Here is a 16736-nt window from a genome sequence, read left to right as displayed (position 1 = left end):
TTTCTATTGTTATAGCTGGATAATATTCATCATTCAATTCTTACATTTTAAATGGCAAGTTACAAAATGATGATAAAGTATGACATAAATCTCAAATAGTATAACAAAAGCATTGTTTTCTAGGACAATGTTGACTAAACTGTAGTAGAACAATATATAGGACGAGAAAGGATGTCACAACATAATGACTCAACATGCGGATCAACTAGCGATTAATGCTATCCGAACATTGTCAATTGATGCAATTGAAAAAGCAAATTCAGGTCACCCAGGCTTACCGATGGGGGCAGCGCCAATGGCTTATACGCTTTGGACAAAACAACTTCGCCACAATCCGGCTAATCCAAAGTGGTATAACCGCGATCGTTTCGTACTTTCAGCAGGTCACGGCTCTATGCTTTTATATAGCCTACTTCACCTTGGAGGTTACGGCCTTCCAATGGAAGAAATTCAAAACTTCCGTCAATGGGATTCATTAACTCCAGGACATCCAGAATACGGTCATACTGTTGGAGTAGAGGCAACTACAGGTCCTCTTGGACAAGGTATTGCCATGTCAGTTGGTATGGCAATGGCAGAGAGTCATTTAGCTGCTACTTATAATAAACCAGGACATGATATTGTCGATCACTATACATTTGCGCTTTGCGGCGATGGCGATTTAATGGAAGGTGTTGCAGCTGAAGCGATTTCATTAGCTGGTCACTTAAAACTTGAAAAATTAATCGTATTATACGATTCAAACGATATTTCATTAGATGGTGATTTAGAAAAATCATTCTCTGAAAACGTACAAAAACGCTTTGAGTCATATGGCTGGAACTATTTAAAAGTTGCTGATGGCACAGAAGTAGAAGCTGTTAACAAAGCAATCGAGGAAGCTAAAAAATCTACTGGCAAGCCAACACTTATTGAAGTGAAAACAGTAATTGGTTTCGGTTCTCCAAACAAGTCAGGTAAATCTGATTCTCACGGTGCTCCACTAGGTACTGATGAGGTTGTATTAACAAAAGCAGCATACGAATGGGCGCACGAACCATTCCAAATTCCTGCTGAAGTATATGATACGTTCAATGCAGCTGCTGAAGTGCAAGGTGCACAATCAGAAGCGGCTTGGAATACGAAATTTGAAGCATACAAAGCGGAGTTTCCTGAATTAGCAACTCAATTCGAAAATGCTATGAATGGTAAGTTACCAGAAGATTTTGCAGCAGAATTGCCAGTATATGAAGCAGGTAAATCTGTAGCAACACGTTCTTCTTCAGGTGATGCAATCAATGCGATTGCGAAGAAAACTCCATCATTCTTCGGTGGTTCAGCTGACCTTGCAGGCTCAAACAAAACGACGATGAAAGGCGCAGGCGATTTCTCAGCAGACGATTATGCTGGTCGCAATATTTGGTTCGGTGTGCGTGAATTTGCAATGGGCGCAGCAATGAACGGTATGGCTCTTCACGGTGGTCTAAACGTCTTTGGTGGTACATTCTTCGTATTCTCAGATTACGTACGTCCAGCTGTTCGTCTTTCTGCATTAATGGGTCTTCCTGTAACATATGTATTCACACATGACTCAATCGCTGTAGGGGAAGATGGCCCAACACATGAACCTATCGAACATTTAGCTTCATTACGTGCAATGCCAAATCTTTCTGTTGTACGTCCAGCAGATGCAAATGAATCTGCAGTTGCATGGGAGCTTGCTGTATCTTCTGAAAACACACCAACTGTATTAGTATTATCTCGTCAAAACTTACCAGTGCTTGACGCGTCAATTGAAACAGTTCGCGAAGGTGTTACAAAAGGTGCTTACACTGTATCACCTGCTTCTAAAGAAGTAGCAGATGCAATTATAATTGCAACAGGTTCTGAAGTTTCACTTGCTATCGAAGCACAAAAAGCTTTAAAAGCTGATGGTATGGATGTAGCAGTTGTGTCAATGCCGTCAATGGATCGCTTCGAAAAACAAGATGCAGCATATAAAGAATCAGTTCTTCCAAAAGCTGTGACTAAACGTCTTGCAATCGAAATGGGTGCATCATTCGGTTGGCATAAATACACTGGCTTTGAAGGAGACGTTCTTGCTATCGACAAGTTCGGCGCTTCTGCACCAGGTGAATTAGTAATGGAAAAATACGGTTTCACAGTAGAAAATGTTGTAGCGAAAGTAAAAGCGCTATAAGATTTGGCTATAATACAAAATACCGCAACGCTCTAATTGAGCGCTGCGGTATTTTTTTGAGTAATTTATGAGGAATCGCCGATATAAGGGCATGAATCGCCGATAGCACGAGGGAAATCGCCGATAGAACGTGGCGAATCGCCGATAGCACGAGAGGAATCGCCGATAAAACATGGCGAATCGCCGATAAAACTCAGAGAATCGCCGATAAAACTCAGAGAATCGCCACTAAAACAGCACAAATCGCCGGTAATCTCGTGACACTCATAATATTATTTGGCCAAACCATTTTGAAAGGCGTAGACGACGGCTTGTGTACGATCTTGGACGTCTAATTTGGCTAAAATATTGCTGACATGGGTTTTCACAGTTTTTAATGCGATGTATAAGTCGTCGGCAATTTCTTGATTTGCTTTGCCCTTTGCCATTAATAGAAGCACTTCCATTTCCCGGTCAGTTAATTGTTCATACAGTGGTGTGTTCGAACCGTAGCGCATACGGTGCATCATTTTAGTTGTGACTTCTGGCTCCAAAACGGTTTCTCCACCGATTGTTTTACGGATGGCGTCAGCAATTTGCTTAGCGTTGGATGTTTTTAAAATATAGCTGACCGCGCCAGCCTCCAAAGCCGGATATACTTTGTCATCATCTAAAAAGCTTGTGACCATCATGATTTTCGCTTCTGGCCAGGCTTCTAATATTTTGGCAGTCGCTTCCGCTCCTGTCATTACAGGCATGACATTGTCCATTAAAATAATATGGGGGCGAAGGGCGAGGGCACGTTCCACAGCCTCTGCACCATTTTCCGCTTCACCAACAACGGTAATATCAGGCTGTGCTGACAAGTAGGCAGATACGCCAATTCTGACCATCTCGTGGTCATCCACTATTAATACTTGTATCAACTTCAACAACCTCCTTCTGTAGGGGAACTTTTACCTCTACAATTGTACCTTCTCCAGGAACAGAAACAATTTTATACGTACAGCCAATTTCAACCGCTCGCTCGGCTATATTTTGTAGTCCATAGGAAGTTGATTTATCAGCTTCCACATCAAAGCCGAGGCCATTATCCTGAATACGTAATATCGCTAAACCATCTCGAGCAACAAGAAGTAGTTCAACCTCAGTTGCTTTAGAATGACGCAACGTATTTGATAAAGCTTCTTGCGCAATGCGGAACAAATGATCTTCCTCTGCCTTCGATAAAGACATTTCCTCTAGCTCATATTCAATATGAAAATATACTTTTTGTTGAAGCTCGATAATTAATTCCTCTAAGCCTTGGGCGAGTGTTTTATTGTGCAGAGCAACAGGACGTAAATGTAATAATAATGCCCGCATTTCAAGCTGTGCCTGCTGTACAATTTTTTCTACTTGCTTTAAGCTTTTAGCATTTTCATCGCTTTCTGTTAGAGCAGAAAGTAACATGGAAGCGGCAAATAATTGCTGTGAAACGGAGTCATGCAGTTCACGTGCAAGACGTTGACGTTCGGCAATAATGCGCTCTTGGATGACTTTATCATTCGCTTCCGCGCGTTCATTGGAAAGTCGCTGTAAACTTTTTCGCTGTGTATCGATTAGCTCGCTCGTTTGAACAAGCGCTTTTTTCAACGGTTTCGGTAATGCCTGTTTTTTAGGAAGGACGAAATCTGGCTCGATTAATTCCTTCACAAAGCGAGTAGCTTGTGCCTCTCGCGCTCGAGCTGTCATACTAATCCAGCATGAAATGATGAAACTAAGAGCAAACAGACTTATTAAAATTACGCCACCTAGCGGCATATTATCATAATTTTGTTGCCATAAAGGTTGCCAAACTTTTTCATTTGGTTCGCCCCAGACAGCAAAGAGAAGGCCGAATGCTGCACCAATTAATATGAAAAATAAAGTAAATACTCTTGAAAGAAATGCAATCATTTACGTAGCACCTCCAAATCTCCTAGCCATGTAGCAACGTGTATAACGAGGGTACGCTTTGCATCTTCATGGTTGCCATCTGAGAACACAATGCTTTCATTCAGGAGTCGCTGTGGACCGCCTTGTAGACACGTAAATTCACCAAATAACGTCGTGTAGTGTAATCGAAATGGAATTTCATAAGGAACATATATTTGCACTTTGCCAATTCCTTGTCGTATTGTAACTAGACTTGGGCCAGCAGGTAAAATCGTTTGGGTTGTATCGATTGTAATGTCACCAGCAAGACGTTGGATTTGTACATCTTGCCATTTATAGGCATCGACAGGTGCAGGTATTGTACCAAATAGTTCATTTTTATTTGCTGGAAGCTTTTCGAACTCTAATGTAACGATTTTCGGTTCATTTTCTCGTTGTAAGTATTGATAGAGCATGTATAAGAGCAAAATAACGATAAATAGGCGCAAACTCCACATCGTAAAGAGGGAGATGGCGATAAAGAAAATTCCAGTCCATTTTAAAAATCGTATGTTTTTCGAAAAGCTTAAATAGAGCAATACAGCTCCAATTATTAAACAAAAAGCGCCACCATTATTGAAAATTGTGAGCTCTACAAAAACGAGTAAAAAGAAGCATAGTACCCAAAATGTAAGTTTATTTGTTGTAAAGTTTTGCAAGAGGGTCACCCTTCTTTCTACTAAATTTATTTCTGAGGAATGTCAGATTCCTAGTAATGAGCTTCTACCATCGTTTTGATGGCGTTTGGTATTATAGCAGCATCAAGTGCATTCGGATAATGGGCAGAGTGCTCTAATGTGATAAATTGTTTACCGTTTGGTGCATCTATAAATTCATAGTATTGTTGTGCTAATTCATAATTAGTCTGTTTATCGTATTTACCTTGAATAAAATATACAGGGACATCGATACGCTTTACAGACTCAAAAAAATCTGTCTTAATGATTTCTTTTTTTAGTTCGGTGCTTTTGATAAGGCTAAATTGTGGACCTGAAATAAATGATTTATATAAATCCTGTAGTGAATAATCAGGGGAAGTAAACGCCCCTTTTATTAAATCAATGACATTCACTTTTTTTATTGTATTATCATAATAATTCATGCCTTTATATTGATTGATAAGATCGCTAAATCGATCTTCATCTTCTGCAAAATACGGTCCTTCTCCTAAAGTCTCTAATACTTGGAGTGTCTTCTTATCATCATTAGCAATAGCTTCACCCTTTAACCAATTATAACCAAGTTCTTGCCCTTTACTACTGCTCGTTAATTGAGCTATGCCCATATAGGCATGAATTTTCTCTGGATAGTTGGCTACTAATTGAGTTCCAATCACTGTACCAAAAGATTGACCAATGACAAATATTTTTTCTTGATGATAAGTTTCTCTAATATAATCAACGATAACATTCGTATCATCTGTGAATTGACTAAGGTTCATTGTAGAAATAGATAAATCTTTAGTATAACTTTTACCTGAACCCCTTTGATCATAATACACAGCAACACAATGATCGGTTATTTCCGGAAACAATGTTCGAGCGCTTACGCCATATGGGAACGGCGAGCCTGGTCCACCATGTAAAAATAAACAAAATGGTTTGTTCTTATCTTTACCTTCAATTAATAGAAACTGTTTGTCTCCATTTACATTTACTTCTTTAAGCTCACTAATGCCACCATTGGCGATTAGATCACTACTTTTTTGTTGAATGTGTTGTTGTGCGATAAAACGATAACTAAATAATAGGATTGTTAGAAACATAAGTATAAGAAAAGCAAAAATACATATAGTAATCAATAGATTAAACCGTTTCCTTCTTTTATTATTTTTCATTGATCATTATCCTTTATCTCTTTTTATTCCCCCTATACTCAAAGAAATGGGATGCTTCAATAATTGAGGCATCCCTTATTTCTTTCCATTATAACATGTTATTTCTTTTCAATGAGTAGAGGTGAAGTAGCTTCGGCTGTATTTTTTTCAAGCGCTGCAAGGCGTGCCTCAAAAGTTGTTACTTCGTGATCTTTGTCGATACGGTAAGCAAGCTTATCGATATAAGATTCTAAATCCTCGAAATTCGCCTTGTTGTTGTTGGCAAGCATGCCGTCCATTTGATGGTGTGCACGTGTGACATTTTCTTTCCCCATTAACTGTAATTGACGAACTTTCATATCTTTAATTTTGTGCTTCATTGTTTCAAATTTACGCTCTAGCTCAAAGTATTCTTGCGTGCTCGCTTCAATACTTGATTGCAACGTATGATTGCGAGTTGTATAAGCTGCTACTTCGTCAGAAGCGAAATCGATTAAGTCTTGTTCGCCACTACCTAATGCTAATTGAAGTTGCGCTTCACGTTTAGCTAGTAATTCGGCATTTTGTTTTAGCTCAAGTTCCATTTTTTCTTTTAGCTTGCCTTGACGTTCTAATAATTTGCCTGTTTGTTCTGTTTGCTTCTCTGCTTCGCGAATATATTGATTTAACATGGCGATAGGATTTTTTTGTTCCTTTTTATCAAATACTTGATGTAAATCAGCCTCAATTGTGTATCTAAAACGTTGGAATAAGTTCATTTTTAATTCGCTCCTTTTATTTTGTTAAATTTGACCATTCTTTTTCAAAGTTTGTAAACGGATCTTCTTCTTTCGCTTCCACTGTTGGGATTTTAACGTCTTCGCCATTCCATTTTTTGTAGATAACATAAATAATGGCGATTGCTGCAAGACCAATCATTGCTGGAATATTAGAAACAGCTGAAAGCACACCAATTAGACCAACTGTAAACCAAATGATTTTTGCAAATGTCGATTTACTGCCAATGTAGAAGTGCATGCCTAGTGCAACGAGTACACCTGAAAATAATAAACCTGTAATTGGGCCAATTAATGCAAGTGCGACACAAGCTGCAATAATACCTCCAATTAATAAAAGAAATTTTTTCATATGTTTTAGCTCCTTTCGTTTGTATCTTTATGTTACCTGTTTGAAAGATCATCTAAAACGGACTGGAAATGGATTTTCATCTAGGTCTTGAGGCTGAGCATTATTTTATAAGCTGAAACTAGAAGCTTTTCGACAAAAATAGAAGATGGTTCCCTCCTTCGTTTGACAAATTAACATGTTCCAATCAGCTATACTTACGTTAAAGAAACTGAGCGAAGGGGGATTTCTGGTGAGAACCTATTCCATATATAAAATAAAAGAAGAGCATTTAACGTTTATTTTCGGTAGAGAGCGTAAGTTATTAGAAATGATGCAGGGCTGTGAAGATGCCAATGAGAAATCCTTAAAAGAACTCGCGTATATATGTGAAACTGTCCGCTTCGATGAAATTGCTGCAATGCTAGAAGCACAGCTAGATTCCAAATATGCTCATTTAGAAAGAGCGCGGAATGCTTTATTTTTAGAACATCCGATAAAAGGAAAGATGGCGATTTATTTAGTAGATCGTAAAATCTGTGTCTATTGTGAAGGGTCGCGAATGCTTGATTTGGATTTATTTCAAATGCTAGCAAAAATGAGTGAGCGTTTTATTGCCTTTAATAAACAAGATAATGAGTGTGGTTGGTTAAAGCCGATGAAGTATACAATGCACTAGGAATTTTCACTATAATATATAGTAACACGCTAGTATTTGGTGTATAATGGAGCGTGGAGAGTTTTTTTCTCGGTATATTGTAGTGGAGGAGGTTGGTTGTATGCCTACATGGGGCTGGATTATTATTGTAATTATCGCATTAGCAGCTGGCGCAGCACTTGGTTTCTATTTTGCACGTCAAGCTATGATGAAATATTTAAAAGAAAACCCACCAATTAACGAACAAATGATTCGAATGATGATGGCACAAATGGGTCGTACGCCGTCTGAAAAGCAAGTACGCCAAATGATGACTCAAATGAATAAATTCCAGAAATAATTGGAGTTTTTAAGGAGCAGCTGGTTTTGTAAACCGGTTGCTTTTTTCGTTGTTAAAATTACTCTGCACATGTGCATTCATAAGCAGTAGCGGTTTACCGAAGTTTGATAAATATTGAAAAACAAAACAATCGAGTAATCGAAATTTTAGAAGAAATTAGAGATAGGAAATAGAGGGCAAATATGGATGTTAAATGATAGTTTATGGATGAAACAATTGAATATAGAGGGAAGGTCTTTTAAAGTAATGCATAAAAAAACGTGCTTAGATGCGAGGAAAGAATGGATTCATCTAAGCACGTATTCATATTAAGCTTTCGACAATGTTTCCTAAATGCAATGAACATGCAGTAAATTGATTTCCGTACCAAGAAATGTTTGAAAGGAGAATAATGATTGGTGTAATAACGTAGGTGGGATATCTTTCATAATAAAGACAATATGTGAAACCTTTGTATTTTCTGGCCATTCACTTAAATGGATAGGAGGGTGAATAATATGCTGTACACCATTTAAGATGATCGGCCCTGCTTCACCGACATTGAGCATTCCTTTGACGCGCAGGATGTTTTCTCCTTTTGCATATAGTAATAAGCTAAGCCATACACCGAAACTATTCCAATTTAACGGTTGCAAAAATGCAAAAGAAATTGAATGAATATGCGATGTATTATTGTAAGGAGGTAGCTGATAGTTGCTAGGTAGACGATTGTTATAAAGTTTCCTTTCAACATTTAAAATAGATGGGTTCACATTGCCATTTTCAACATGAAAAATTTTACATGTTGGGTTAATTCTTATTATTTCTGCACAAATCAAATCAAGTTCTTCTGTCGTTACTATATCTACTTTCGTTAGCGCAACGATATCAGCTGCCGAGATTTGCTTGACTGTTTCTTCATGATTTTTTATTTGCATAGCGCCATTTTTAGCATCGACGGTTGTTATTATCCCATCAACAACAAAACGATGTTGTAAAAGGGGATTTGTCATGATGGTAAATAAAATCGGAGCGGGGTCAGCTAAGCCAGTTGTTTCGATAATAATACGATCAAAATCAATTTCACCCTGTTCAGAACTAAATAACAAGTTTTTTAGTTCTTCCTCTAAATCTTCACGCGCATGACAACAAATACAACCGCCTTGTAGTAAGGTCGTTTTTTCTTCTGCTTGTCTTAGTAAATGATGATCTAAGCCGATTTTGCCAAACTCATTGACTATAATCGCAATGTTTTCAGTTAGTTGATGATGCGTTAATAAGCTTTGAAGCAGTGTTGTTTTACCGCTACCTAAGCTACCAGTTAAAATCGTAATCGCTTTTTTTCTAGATGGCATATACTTTCACTCAATTCGCTATCGTTATTTTTTCCATTACGTCCGCGCTCAGTGGATCAATAGCGTAGCCGTTAAGCTTTTCTACTTCAGCCCATAAAGTCCCTAAATCATGGATGATTGATGTATTCCCTTTTAAATCGCTAAGAATAAATTTACTGCCATTCCATTCAGTAAGTTTTAATTGATATAAAACTAAAATTTTGTTGATGAATTGAACGCGCTCAATTCTCGATTGCTGTCTAGAACGTTGTAAGTCACCAACAATAATTTCAGATGTAGCATCTTCTTTAAACTCTGTCCAATGTACGTTCGCAATGAAATCACCACAAAAAATACACATAGGATGCCCCCTTATGTGCGTGGATAACGTTTTGCGAAATCGTTGGCAATTTCATTAAATGTTACCCACCGAATATGTTCATGGGAGTTAATATACTTTATAAGGCGATGATGCATTTGTAATACTTGAGGACGACCACTGACATCTGGATGGATTGTCATCGTAAATACAGCATAATCCATATTTTCGTAAACCCAATCGAATTGATCTTTCCACATTTGTTCGATATCGCGAGGATTAACAAAACCATGACTATTTGGAGATTTTTTAATAAACATCATTGGAGGTAAATCATCTAAATACCAGTTTGCTGGAATTTCAATTAAATCGGTTTCTTCGCCCCTTTCTAAAGGCTTCATCCATTCTTCAGCTTGCTTGCTATAATCAATTTTTGTCCATTTATCCCCGACACGTACATAGTAAGGTGTAAAATCATTATGCATTAAACTGTGATCGTATTTAATGCCATGTTTAATTAATAATTCATTCGTTACATTGGAAAACTCCCACCAAGGTGCAACATAGCCAGTCGGTTTTTTGCCCGTTAAATCTTCAATAAGTTGAATCGATTTGAGCAAAACCTGTTCTTCTTGTTTCGGTGTCATCGCAATAGGATTTTCATGAGAATATCCGTGTGCGCCAATTTCATGACCTCGTTTAAAAACATCTTTCATTTCAATTGGGAACGTTTCAATCGAATGACCAGGAATAAACCAAGTTGTTTTAATATTATGTTTGTCGAATAAATCTAAAAGTCTAGGAGTTCCAACTTCACCTGCAAATAAACCACGTGAAATATCATCAGGTGAATCTTCGCCTCCGTAAGACCCAAGCCAACCTGCTACTGCATCAACGTCAATACCATATGCTACTAAAATCTCTCGTTGCATCTATCATCCATCCCTTTAATGATTTTTTATCATTAGTCTAGCGAAAAAAATGATTCTTGTAATAAATTTTTTAAATAATTTAGAAAATATGCACAATTGCATAAAGCTTATGTTATAATGCTGAAAAAATTAAAGAATGGAGAGGTACTATGCTTGGAAATACTAAAATTTCTTCTGAAACAATCGAAAAGCTACCATTAGCATCAATTATTTACAATGAAAATTTTTCTATTAAAATGCTAAATACCAAAGCACAAAAAGCCATTCAACTTAACCGTGAAATTATTAATCATCGAAAATTAGCACCGCTATTGAAAAAAGCTTTTGCCACTGACATTCCATTAATGAAAAGTTTTTGTTGCGGTGACAAAGCATATCAATTTTTCTTCTCTAGAATAAGTGAGAAAGACAAAAACTACATATTAGTTTCTATTAATTCGTCATGGCCATTGCAACAAGATTATGAACGGTATAAGGAAGAAAGTGAAGATTTAAAAGCGATATTTGAATCTATTTACGACGTTCTGTATGTATCCGATCACAAAGGAAATACATTAAGAGTTAGTGCAGCATGCAAGCATATATGGGGTGTAAGTGAAGAACAGCTTGTTGGGAAAAATGTTTTAGATTTGGAAAAGGAAGGGGTATACCAACCTTCAATAACAAGACTAGTTTTAGAAAATAAAAAGAAAATATCAACGGTCCAATCAACTAAAAACAACAAAAGGTTATTAGTAGTAGGAACCCCTATAAAAAATAAGCAGGGAGAAATAATAAGGGTTGTAAATGCTTCGAGGGATATTACAGATATTAGTAACCTACAACAAGAAATACAACAGTTGAAATGTTTAATAAATGAATATCAACGTGAATTGTCAAAATTACAAAACGATAGGAAGGCACCTTCGAGTTCGCTCGTTTATAAAAGTAAAAAACTAGAGGCAGCAGTTAAACTTGCAAAACGTGTAGCAGCAGTAGATTCGACCGTCTTAATTTTAGGAGAAACCGGTGTTGGCAAAGAGGTTTTTGCCAATTTTATTCATGAAATGAGCTATCGGAAAAATAAGCCTTTTATTAAAATCAATTGTAGTGCTATACCCGAAAACTTATTAGAATCTGAGTTATTTGGCTATGAAAAAGGTGCATTTACTGGAGCAAATAGAGAGGGGAAAAAAGGGTTACTAGAGCTTGCTAATCACGGCACTTTGTTATTAGATGAAATTGGGGATATGCCTCTTTCACTTCAAATAAAATTACTTAGAGTAATACAAGAAAGAACGCTACAACGTATTGGTAGTACTAAAGCAATCCATATCAATGTGCGGTTTATAGCAGCAACACATCGAGATCTTGCTGAAGAGGTTGATATAGGAAAGTTTAGACAAGATTTATATTACCGTTTAAATGTTATTCCAATTCATTTACCCCCGTTACGTGAACGCAAGGAAGATATACTTTCTTTAGCGACGCATTTTTTAACTACATTAAATAACAAATACCATACATCCAAAACATTCAATTCAACCTTTACCGAAAAGTTAACCGAGTATGAGTGGCCTGGTAATATTAGAGAATTACAAAATGTAGTTGAACGAAGTTATGTTATGAGCGACTCAGATGATTTGACAAGCGAAATACTCGCAATTGCACTGAATGAAACTAAGAAGAGCAAGTCTGTACTCGTAAAAGAAATTATGCCCTTAAAAGAGTGTGTAGAATTTGCTGAAAAAGAATTATTGCAGATGGCATTTGAAACATGTAAAACAACTGTGGAAATGGCAAAATTATTAGAAGTGAATCAATCAACAATTAGTAGAAAAATTGCTAAATATAATATTCGATAAAAAAGCGTAATTCAGACTCGATTACAAAGTGCATCTTTGAAAATAATTACAATTTTATGGATTGTTGCTTATAATGTAAGTATATAAGAAAGGGTGATGGACGAATGGTTTTTCGCACGAAGGTAAACATGTTTTTGTTAACCGGTATATTTTTAGTCGTTGTCATTATGGGTTCAATCCCATTGCTTCCTTTGTATAAACAATTACCGTTTGCAATTTTACTGCTGATTGCTGTTCTCTTTCTTGTTGCTGGAGGTTTTGTTTGGTGGTATGGCACTTCGATACAATATGTTTTCTATAAAGAGTATTTATGTATTAAAGGTGGACCATTCAAACGTCGAATCCCTTATCAAAATATAACAAAGGTTTCTCCGACAACAGATGAATTCACTGGTTATAAAATTTCACCAACAGATCAAGGACTCGAATTATGTGTGGAATCTACAAGCTTTAGTAGTATAAAGATTTCACCAGACAATAAAACGGAGTTCATTGCAGAATTAAGTAAACGCTGTCCTAATATGCAGATGCAAAGCTTCGAGTAAAAAATATAGAGAAAATACCTCTTGTGTTACGTCGAGCAAGGTATTTTCTCTTTTTTTATGAAATAATAAATGACTAGTATTTGGGGTTAAAATGAGTAAATACTTACTACGATTACTAGCAAAGATACTGCTGAAAATAAATAACCCCAATTGCGTCTTTTTTTAAATTGTTCTAATCCTACAATTGCTAATAAGCAGCCGAGTAATAGCGAGGATATTGGACTATATAAAAAATCATTTTTAATGAGGCTATGCACAAATATGTAAACGATAAGACATGTAAGGCTAATTTTAATGAATTTCAAGTAAATTCCTCCTCTGATTAAAATTAACTGATGTATATTATAATGTAGCATAACTAATTGAATGTCATGCTATATCTTTATACCGTTTTCAAATGATAGAATTTTTGTATAAATAGAGGAGGCAAGATAATGAAGACTAGTGCAGATGTTTTAATCGTTATCGATTTACAAAATGGCGTGTGTTTCAGTAACGAGCATTTATTTGATTTACAAAATTTACTCACAAAAGTAAATAATCGAATCGCTTTATATCGAGAACACCAAAAACCAATTATTTTTGTTCAACATTGTGATGAAGAACTCGTACCAGAAGAGGAACTTTGGGCGATTCATGTCGATCTAGATGTGCAAAAGCAAGATTACTTGGTTAGAAAAGAACATGCAAATTCTTTTTACGAAACAAGCTTAAAAACAATTTTAGACGAATTAGCTGTGCAGCGAATTGAATTTTGCGGCGCTCAAACAGAATACTGTATGGATGCAACGATTAAATTCGCCCATGGCTTGGGATATGAAAACTTTATGGTACGTAAAGCGACTTCTACCATCCATAACCCATTTATGTCAGCACAAGAGACAATTGATTTTTATGAAAATATATGGAGTAACAGATTTTTGAAATTTATAGAATGAATTTTATAGTTAGGGGAAAAGTGTTAGATTGACTGCAATCAATCTAACACTTTTTTGTTGTTCTGATGGTCTCTCTTATGTCAGTCACTTTCCGCACAGTGCAGGATACACGTTATTCTACCGGCGAAAACACGAGTTTTACCAGCTATTTATATGATTCTATCGGCGAAAACACGAGTTTTACCGGCTATTTATATGATTTTACCGGCGAAAACACGAGTTTTACCAGCTATTTATATGATTCTACCGGCGAAAACACGAGTTTTACCGGCTATTTATATGGTTCTATCGGCGAAAACACGAGTTTTACCGGCGATTCAAGAAATTCTACTAGTATAAACACTAAATTGCATTGCTACTATGCCGAAACGCATAACTTTGCTACAAAGTTTTCATTTTTCCCTTTAAAAAATTGGCAATATAAGTGGGTTTCTAACATTATTTTAAACCTTGAAAAGTTGGCACGATTTTTGCTAAGAAAAATTGTAAAGGAAAGGAGGACTATTGTATGTAGTTGATATAGGCCGTCATTAATTTACTAAAGCATGGGGAGTGATGACTTTGAAACATGTAGTAGCAGCTGTACAAATGAATTGTGAATTATGCAATAAAGCTGGCAATTTACAAAAGGCGCAAATGTTAATTGAACAAGCGCTTGAACAACAGGCAACACTCATTGTATTACCTGAATTATTTAATACGGGTTATCGGGTTGAAGAACAAGATTGGCAATATGCTGAGACGATTCCAGGGGAAACGACCGACTATTTACAGCGTATTGCGACTCAACACGATGTTACAATGATCGGCTGTATTTTAGAACGAGGGGAAATCGAAGGTACAATTTTTGATACCGCTTTCGTCATAGCGAAAAATGGCATATTGGGCAAATATCGAAAAACACATCTTTGGGATCAAGAAAATCTTAGATTTAATAGAGGAGATGCACTGTCAGTTATCCATAAAGATGATTTGAAAATAGGTTTACAAATTTGCTATGAAATTGGATTTCCAGAGGGAGCCAGAATTTTAACATTACAAGGAGCTAATATTCTCGTATACCCTTCAGCATTTGGCGAAAAGCGTTACTACGTGTGGGACATAGCGAGTAGAGCAAGGGCTATCGAAAATGGTTGTTTTGTTATTGCGGCCAATCGTTCAGGAAGTGAAAAACAGACAACACATTTTGGTGGGAAAAGTAGAATTATTGATCCACAAGGCAATGTCCTAGCCGAAGCTGTACAGGAGGATGAATGCATTGTAGCAACAATCAATTTACAACGAGTCATTCAACAACGAAGAGAAGTACCTTATTTAAGAGATTTAAATAAAGCCGTTTTTCATCCAAGCGAATAAAGTTTTAATCAGGGGGGAGAATTATGAAACGCAACACATTAATTACCAAGGATATCGTGCCCACTTTAAGAAGGCATCGCATTATTACAGGTCTAGGTTTTTTTAATATTTGGGTCGGAATGGCGGTCATTATTGCAACATTCCAAATTGGAGCAAATGGTATTGAATCGATGACGCTTTGGCAATTAGCGGGCGCAATTTTTGTTGCCAATGTACTAATAGCGATTGTCGCGAGTTTAACCGGAGATATTGGTATTGAGCATGGTTTATCGTTTGCAGCTTATTTAAGAGCACCTTTTGGCACTGTAGGTGTGCATATTCCATCGTTAATAAGAGGTATAGTCGCTTGTATTTGGTTCGGTATTCAAACATATCTTGGCGCAACGGCCATTAACTATATTGTGGCAAATTTAACGGGATTTGATTTTTGGTTTGTATGGTATGTTGTGTTTGCGGGTGTTCAAATAGCGAATACCGCCTTTGGTATTAAGGCAATCGATCGATTTGCCGTTATTGCAGCACCTTCCATTATTTTGATTTCAATTTGGATTTTTGTGAAGATTTCAAGTATAGCTACAGTAGAAGGGATAAATATTTTTACGTATGAGGGCAGTTCAGCTGAAACAACATGGTTGCTTATTATGGCTGCTAATATGGGCTTCTGGTCTTTACTTGCAGTGGATATACCAAATCTAACGCGTTATGTGAAAGCACCAAGAAATGAGCGCAATTGGTTCCGGAGAAATACAAATAGTTACATCCCTCATTTGTTAGCCTTGCCAACTGTCCAAACATTTATCGGTATAATTGGAGCAGTAAGTTTTTTAGCTACTGGCAACTGGAATCCTATTGAAGTAGTGCAACAGCTTGCAACTGGTTGGATTATGGTAATCATTTTATTACTAGTTGTCTTAGCACAATGGTCAACCAATTCTGCCGCAAATCTAATACCCGCATCTTTAACATTTGTAAATGCAGGAGCTAAATTTAATTTATCTTATGCATGGGGCATTATTTTGGCAGGAATTATTGGTACAGTTTTTCAACCATGGTTAGTTTTAGATAAATTATTTGTTTTCTTAGGATATTATGGTGCAACAATGTCAGCATTAGCGGGTGTAATCATTTGTGATTACTACATAATTCGTAAGCGTCGTTTACATGTGACAGATTTATATAGGCAGGAGGGGCAATTTACATACAATCGTGGGGTAAACTTGGCAGGTATGCTAGCGTGGCTCATTAGTAGTGTACTCGCTATAGTGTTCATAGATTACATGTATTTCGTAGGTTTCCCTATATCTGTTTTCATTTACTATATACTAATGAAACGATGGTATTTGAATAAATTCCCGCAAAAAGAAGTAGTTTCAAATTACTCAGATGAATATTTAGGAACTTCTGTGAACCGAGATTGGAAAATTCCTGTATAGAGCTGAAGAAAAGGTGGCGTTCGT

General features: G+C 36.6%; 19 protein-coding genes. 9 read left to right on the top strand and 10 right to left on the bottom strand.

Annotated elements, in window-relative coordinates; translation table 11 throughout:
- Nucleotides 1–184 precede the first annotated feature (184 nt).
- Nucleotides 185–2179 (top strand): transketolase, encoded by a 1995-nt coding sequence (gene tkt, locus NSQ74_RS19690; protein ID WP_340825577.1) that lies wholly within the window; start codon nucleotides 185–187, stop codon nucleotides 2177–2179.
- Between the two features lie 272 nt (nucleotides 2180–2451).
- On the opposite strand, the gene NSQ74_RS19685 is transcribed toward tkt, so the two are convergent.
- The 6 genes from NSQ74_RS19685 to NSQ74_RS19660 all read right to left on the bottom strand — a co-directional run bounded on the left by NSQ74_RS19685 (nucleotide 2452) and on the right by NSQ74_RS19660 (nucleotide 7058).
- On the bottom strand, nucleotides 2452–3084 hold the full coding sequence (locus tag NSQ74_RS19685) for a response regulator transcription factor (RefSeq protein ID WP_340825576.1): 633 nt from the start codon (nucleotides 3082–3084) through the stop codon (nucleotides 2452–2454).
- Nucleotides 3059–4096 carry a sensor histidine kinase gene (locus NSQ74_RS19680; RefSeq protein ID WP_340825575.1) on the bottom strand — a complete coding sequence of 346 codons (1038 nt, stop codon included), beginning with the start codon at nucleotides 4094–4096 and terminating at the stop codon, nucleotides 3059–3061. The genes NSQ74_RS19685 and NSQ74_RS19680 overlap by 26 nt, the downstream gene beginning before the upstream one ends.
- Complete coding sequence (gene liaF / locus NSQ74_RS19675) at nucleotides 4093–4782, bottom strand: cell wall-active antibiotics response protein LiaF (protein WP_340825574.1); 690 nt, start codon at nucleotides 4780–4782, stop codon at nucleotides 4093–4095. Before liaF ends, NSQ74_RS19680 begins: the two co-directional genes overlap by 4 nt.
- 41 nt (nucleotides 4783–4823) lie before the next feature.
- On the bottom strand, nucleotides 4824–5915 hold the full coding sequence (locus NSQ74_RS19670) for an alpha/beta hydrolase (protein ID WP_340825573.1): 1092 nt from the start codon (nucleotides 5913–5915) through the stop codon (nucleotides 4824–4826).
- 134 nt (nucleotides 5916–6049) lie between these two features.
- Complete coding sequence (locus NSQ74_RS19665; protein WP_340825572.1) at nucleotides 6050–6688, bottom strand: PspA/IM30 family protein; 639 nt, start codon at nucleotides 6686–6688, stop codon at nucleotides 6050–6052.
- A 16-nt stretch (nucleotides 6689–6704) separates the two neighbouring features.
- The gene (locus tag NSQ74_RS19660) at nucleotides 6705–7058 is read right to left on the bottom strand and encodes a lmo0954 family membrane protein (protein ID WP_340825570.1); all 354 of its coding nucleotides are present in this window, start codon (nucleotides 7056–7058) and stop codon (nucleotides 6705–6707) included.
- A 229-nt stretch (nucleotides 7059–7287) separates the two neighbouring features.
- Between NSQ74_RS19660 and sirA the strand changes: the two genes are divergently transcribed.
- Both sirA and NSQ74_RS19650 read left to right on the top strand, forming a co-directional pair.
- Entirely contained in the window at nucleotides 7288–7713 is a 426-nt protein-coding gene (gene sirA / locus NSQ74_RS19655; protein WP_173478238.1) for a sporulation inhibitor of replication protein SirA, read from the top strand.
- Between the two features lie 100 nt (nucleotides 7714–7813).
- Complete coding sequence (locus NSQ74_RS19650; RefSeq protein ID WP_024361518.1) at nucleotides 7814–8032, top strand: YneF family protein; 219 nt, start codon at nucleotides 7814–7816, stop codon at nucleotides 8030–8032.
- Between the two features lie 329 nt (nucleotides 8033–8361).
- On the opposite strand, the gene NSQ74_RS19645 is transcribed toward NSQ74_RS19650, so the two are convergent.
- The 3 genes from NSQ74_RS19645 to NSQ74_RS19635 are packed head-to-tail and all read right to left on the bottom strand — an operon-like array spanning nucleotide 8362 to nucleotide 10596.
- Complete coding sequence (locus NSQ74_RS19645; protein ID WP_340825568.1) at nucleotides 8362–9366, bottom strand: CobW family GTP-binding protein; 1005 nt, start codon at nucleotides 9364–9366, stop codon at nucleotides 8362–8364.
- A 10-nt stretch (nucleotides 9367–9376) separates the two neighbouring features.
- Nucleotides 9377–9706: a hypothetical protein gene (locus tag NSQ74_RS19640; RefSeq protein ID WP_340825567.1), complete on the bottom strand. Its 330-nt coding sequence runs from the start codon at nucleotides 9704–9706 to the stop codon at nucleotides 9377–9379.
- A gap of 11 nt (nucleotides 9707–9717) precedes the next feature.
- Nucleotides 9718–10596: a polysaccharide deacetylase family protein gene (locus tag NSQ74_RS19635; RefSeq protein WP_340825566.1), complete on the bottom strand. Its 879-nt coding sequence runs from the start codon at nucleotides 10594–10596 to the stop codon at nucleotides 9718–9720.
- Between the two features lie 149 nt (nucleotides 10597–10745).
- Here NSQ74_RS19635 and NSQ74_RS19630 point away from each other — a divergent pair, with 149 nt between their 5' ends.
- Together NSQ74_RS19630 and NSQ74_RS19625 are read left to right on the top strand one after the other, a co-directional pair.
- Nucleotides 10746–12440, top strand: a complete 1695-nt coding sequence (locus NSQ74_RS19630; RefSeq protein ID WP_340825564.1) for a sigma-54 interaction domain-containing protein — start codon at nucleotides 10746–10748, stop codon at nucleotides 12438–12440.
- 104 nt (nucleotides 12441–12544) lie between these two features.
- A complete protein-coding gene (locus NSQ74_RS19625; protein ID WP_340825563.1) occupies nucleotides 12545–12985 on the top strand; it encodes a PH domain-containing protein in 441 nt (146 codons plus the stop codon).
- Between the two features lie 86 nt (nucleotides 12986–13071).
- Here the strand turns inward: NSQ74_RS19625 and NSQ74_RS19620 are convergent, their stop codons facing one another.
- A complete protein-coding gene (locus NSQ74_RS19620; protein ID WP_340825562.1) occupies nucleotides 13072–13290 on the bottom strand; it encodes a DUF3953 domain-containing protein in 219 nt (72 codons plus the stop codon).
- Nucleotides 13291–13419: 129 nt separating this feature from the next.
- Between NSQ74_RS19620 and NSQ74_RS19615 the strand changes: the two genes are divergently transcribed.
- From NSQ74_RS19615 to NSQ74_RS19600, 4 genes are all read left to right on the top strand, one after another.
- On the top strand, nucleotides 13420–13923 hold the full coding sequence (locus NSQ74_RS19615) for a cysteine hydrolase family protein (RefSeq protein ID WP_340825561.1): 504 nt from the start codon (nucleotides 13420–13422) through the stop codon (nucleotides 13921–13923).
- Nucleotides 13924–14000: 77 nt separating this feature from the next.
- Complete coding sequence (locus tag NSQ74_RS19610) at nucleotides 14001–14441, top strand: hypothetical protein (RefSeq protein WP_340825559.1); 441 nt, start codon at nucleotides 14001–14003, stop codon at nucleotides 14439–14441.
- 37 nt (nucleotides 14442–14478) lie between these two features.
- Entirely contained in the window at nucleotides 14479–15279 is an 801-nt protein-coding gene (locus NSQ74_RS19605; protein ID WP_340825558.1) for a carbon-nitrogen hydrolase family protein, read from the top strand.
- 23 nt (nucleotides 15280–15302) lie between these two features.
- Nucleotides 15303–16712, top strand: coding sequence for an NCS1 family transporter (locus tag NSQ74_RS19600; protein WP_340825557.1), 1410 nt, complete (start codon nucleotides 15303–15305; stop codon nucleotides 16710–16712).
- The last annotated feature ends 24 nt before the right edge of the window (nucleotides 16713–16736 follow it).

Origin of the sequence: Lysinibacillus sp. FSL W8-0992, assembly GCF_038008685.1 — a bacterium.
Taxonomy (GTDB): Bacteria; Bacillota; Bacilli; order Bacillales_A; family Planococcaceae; genus Lysinibacillus.
This window is presented reverse-complemented; position numbering and strand designations above follow the sequence as displayed.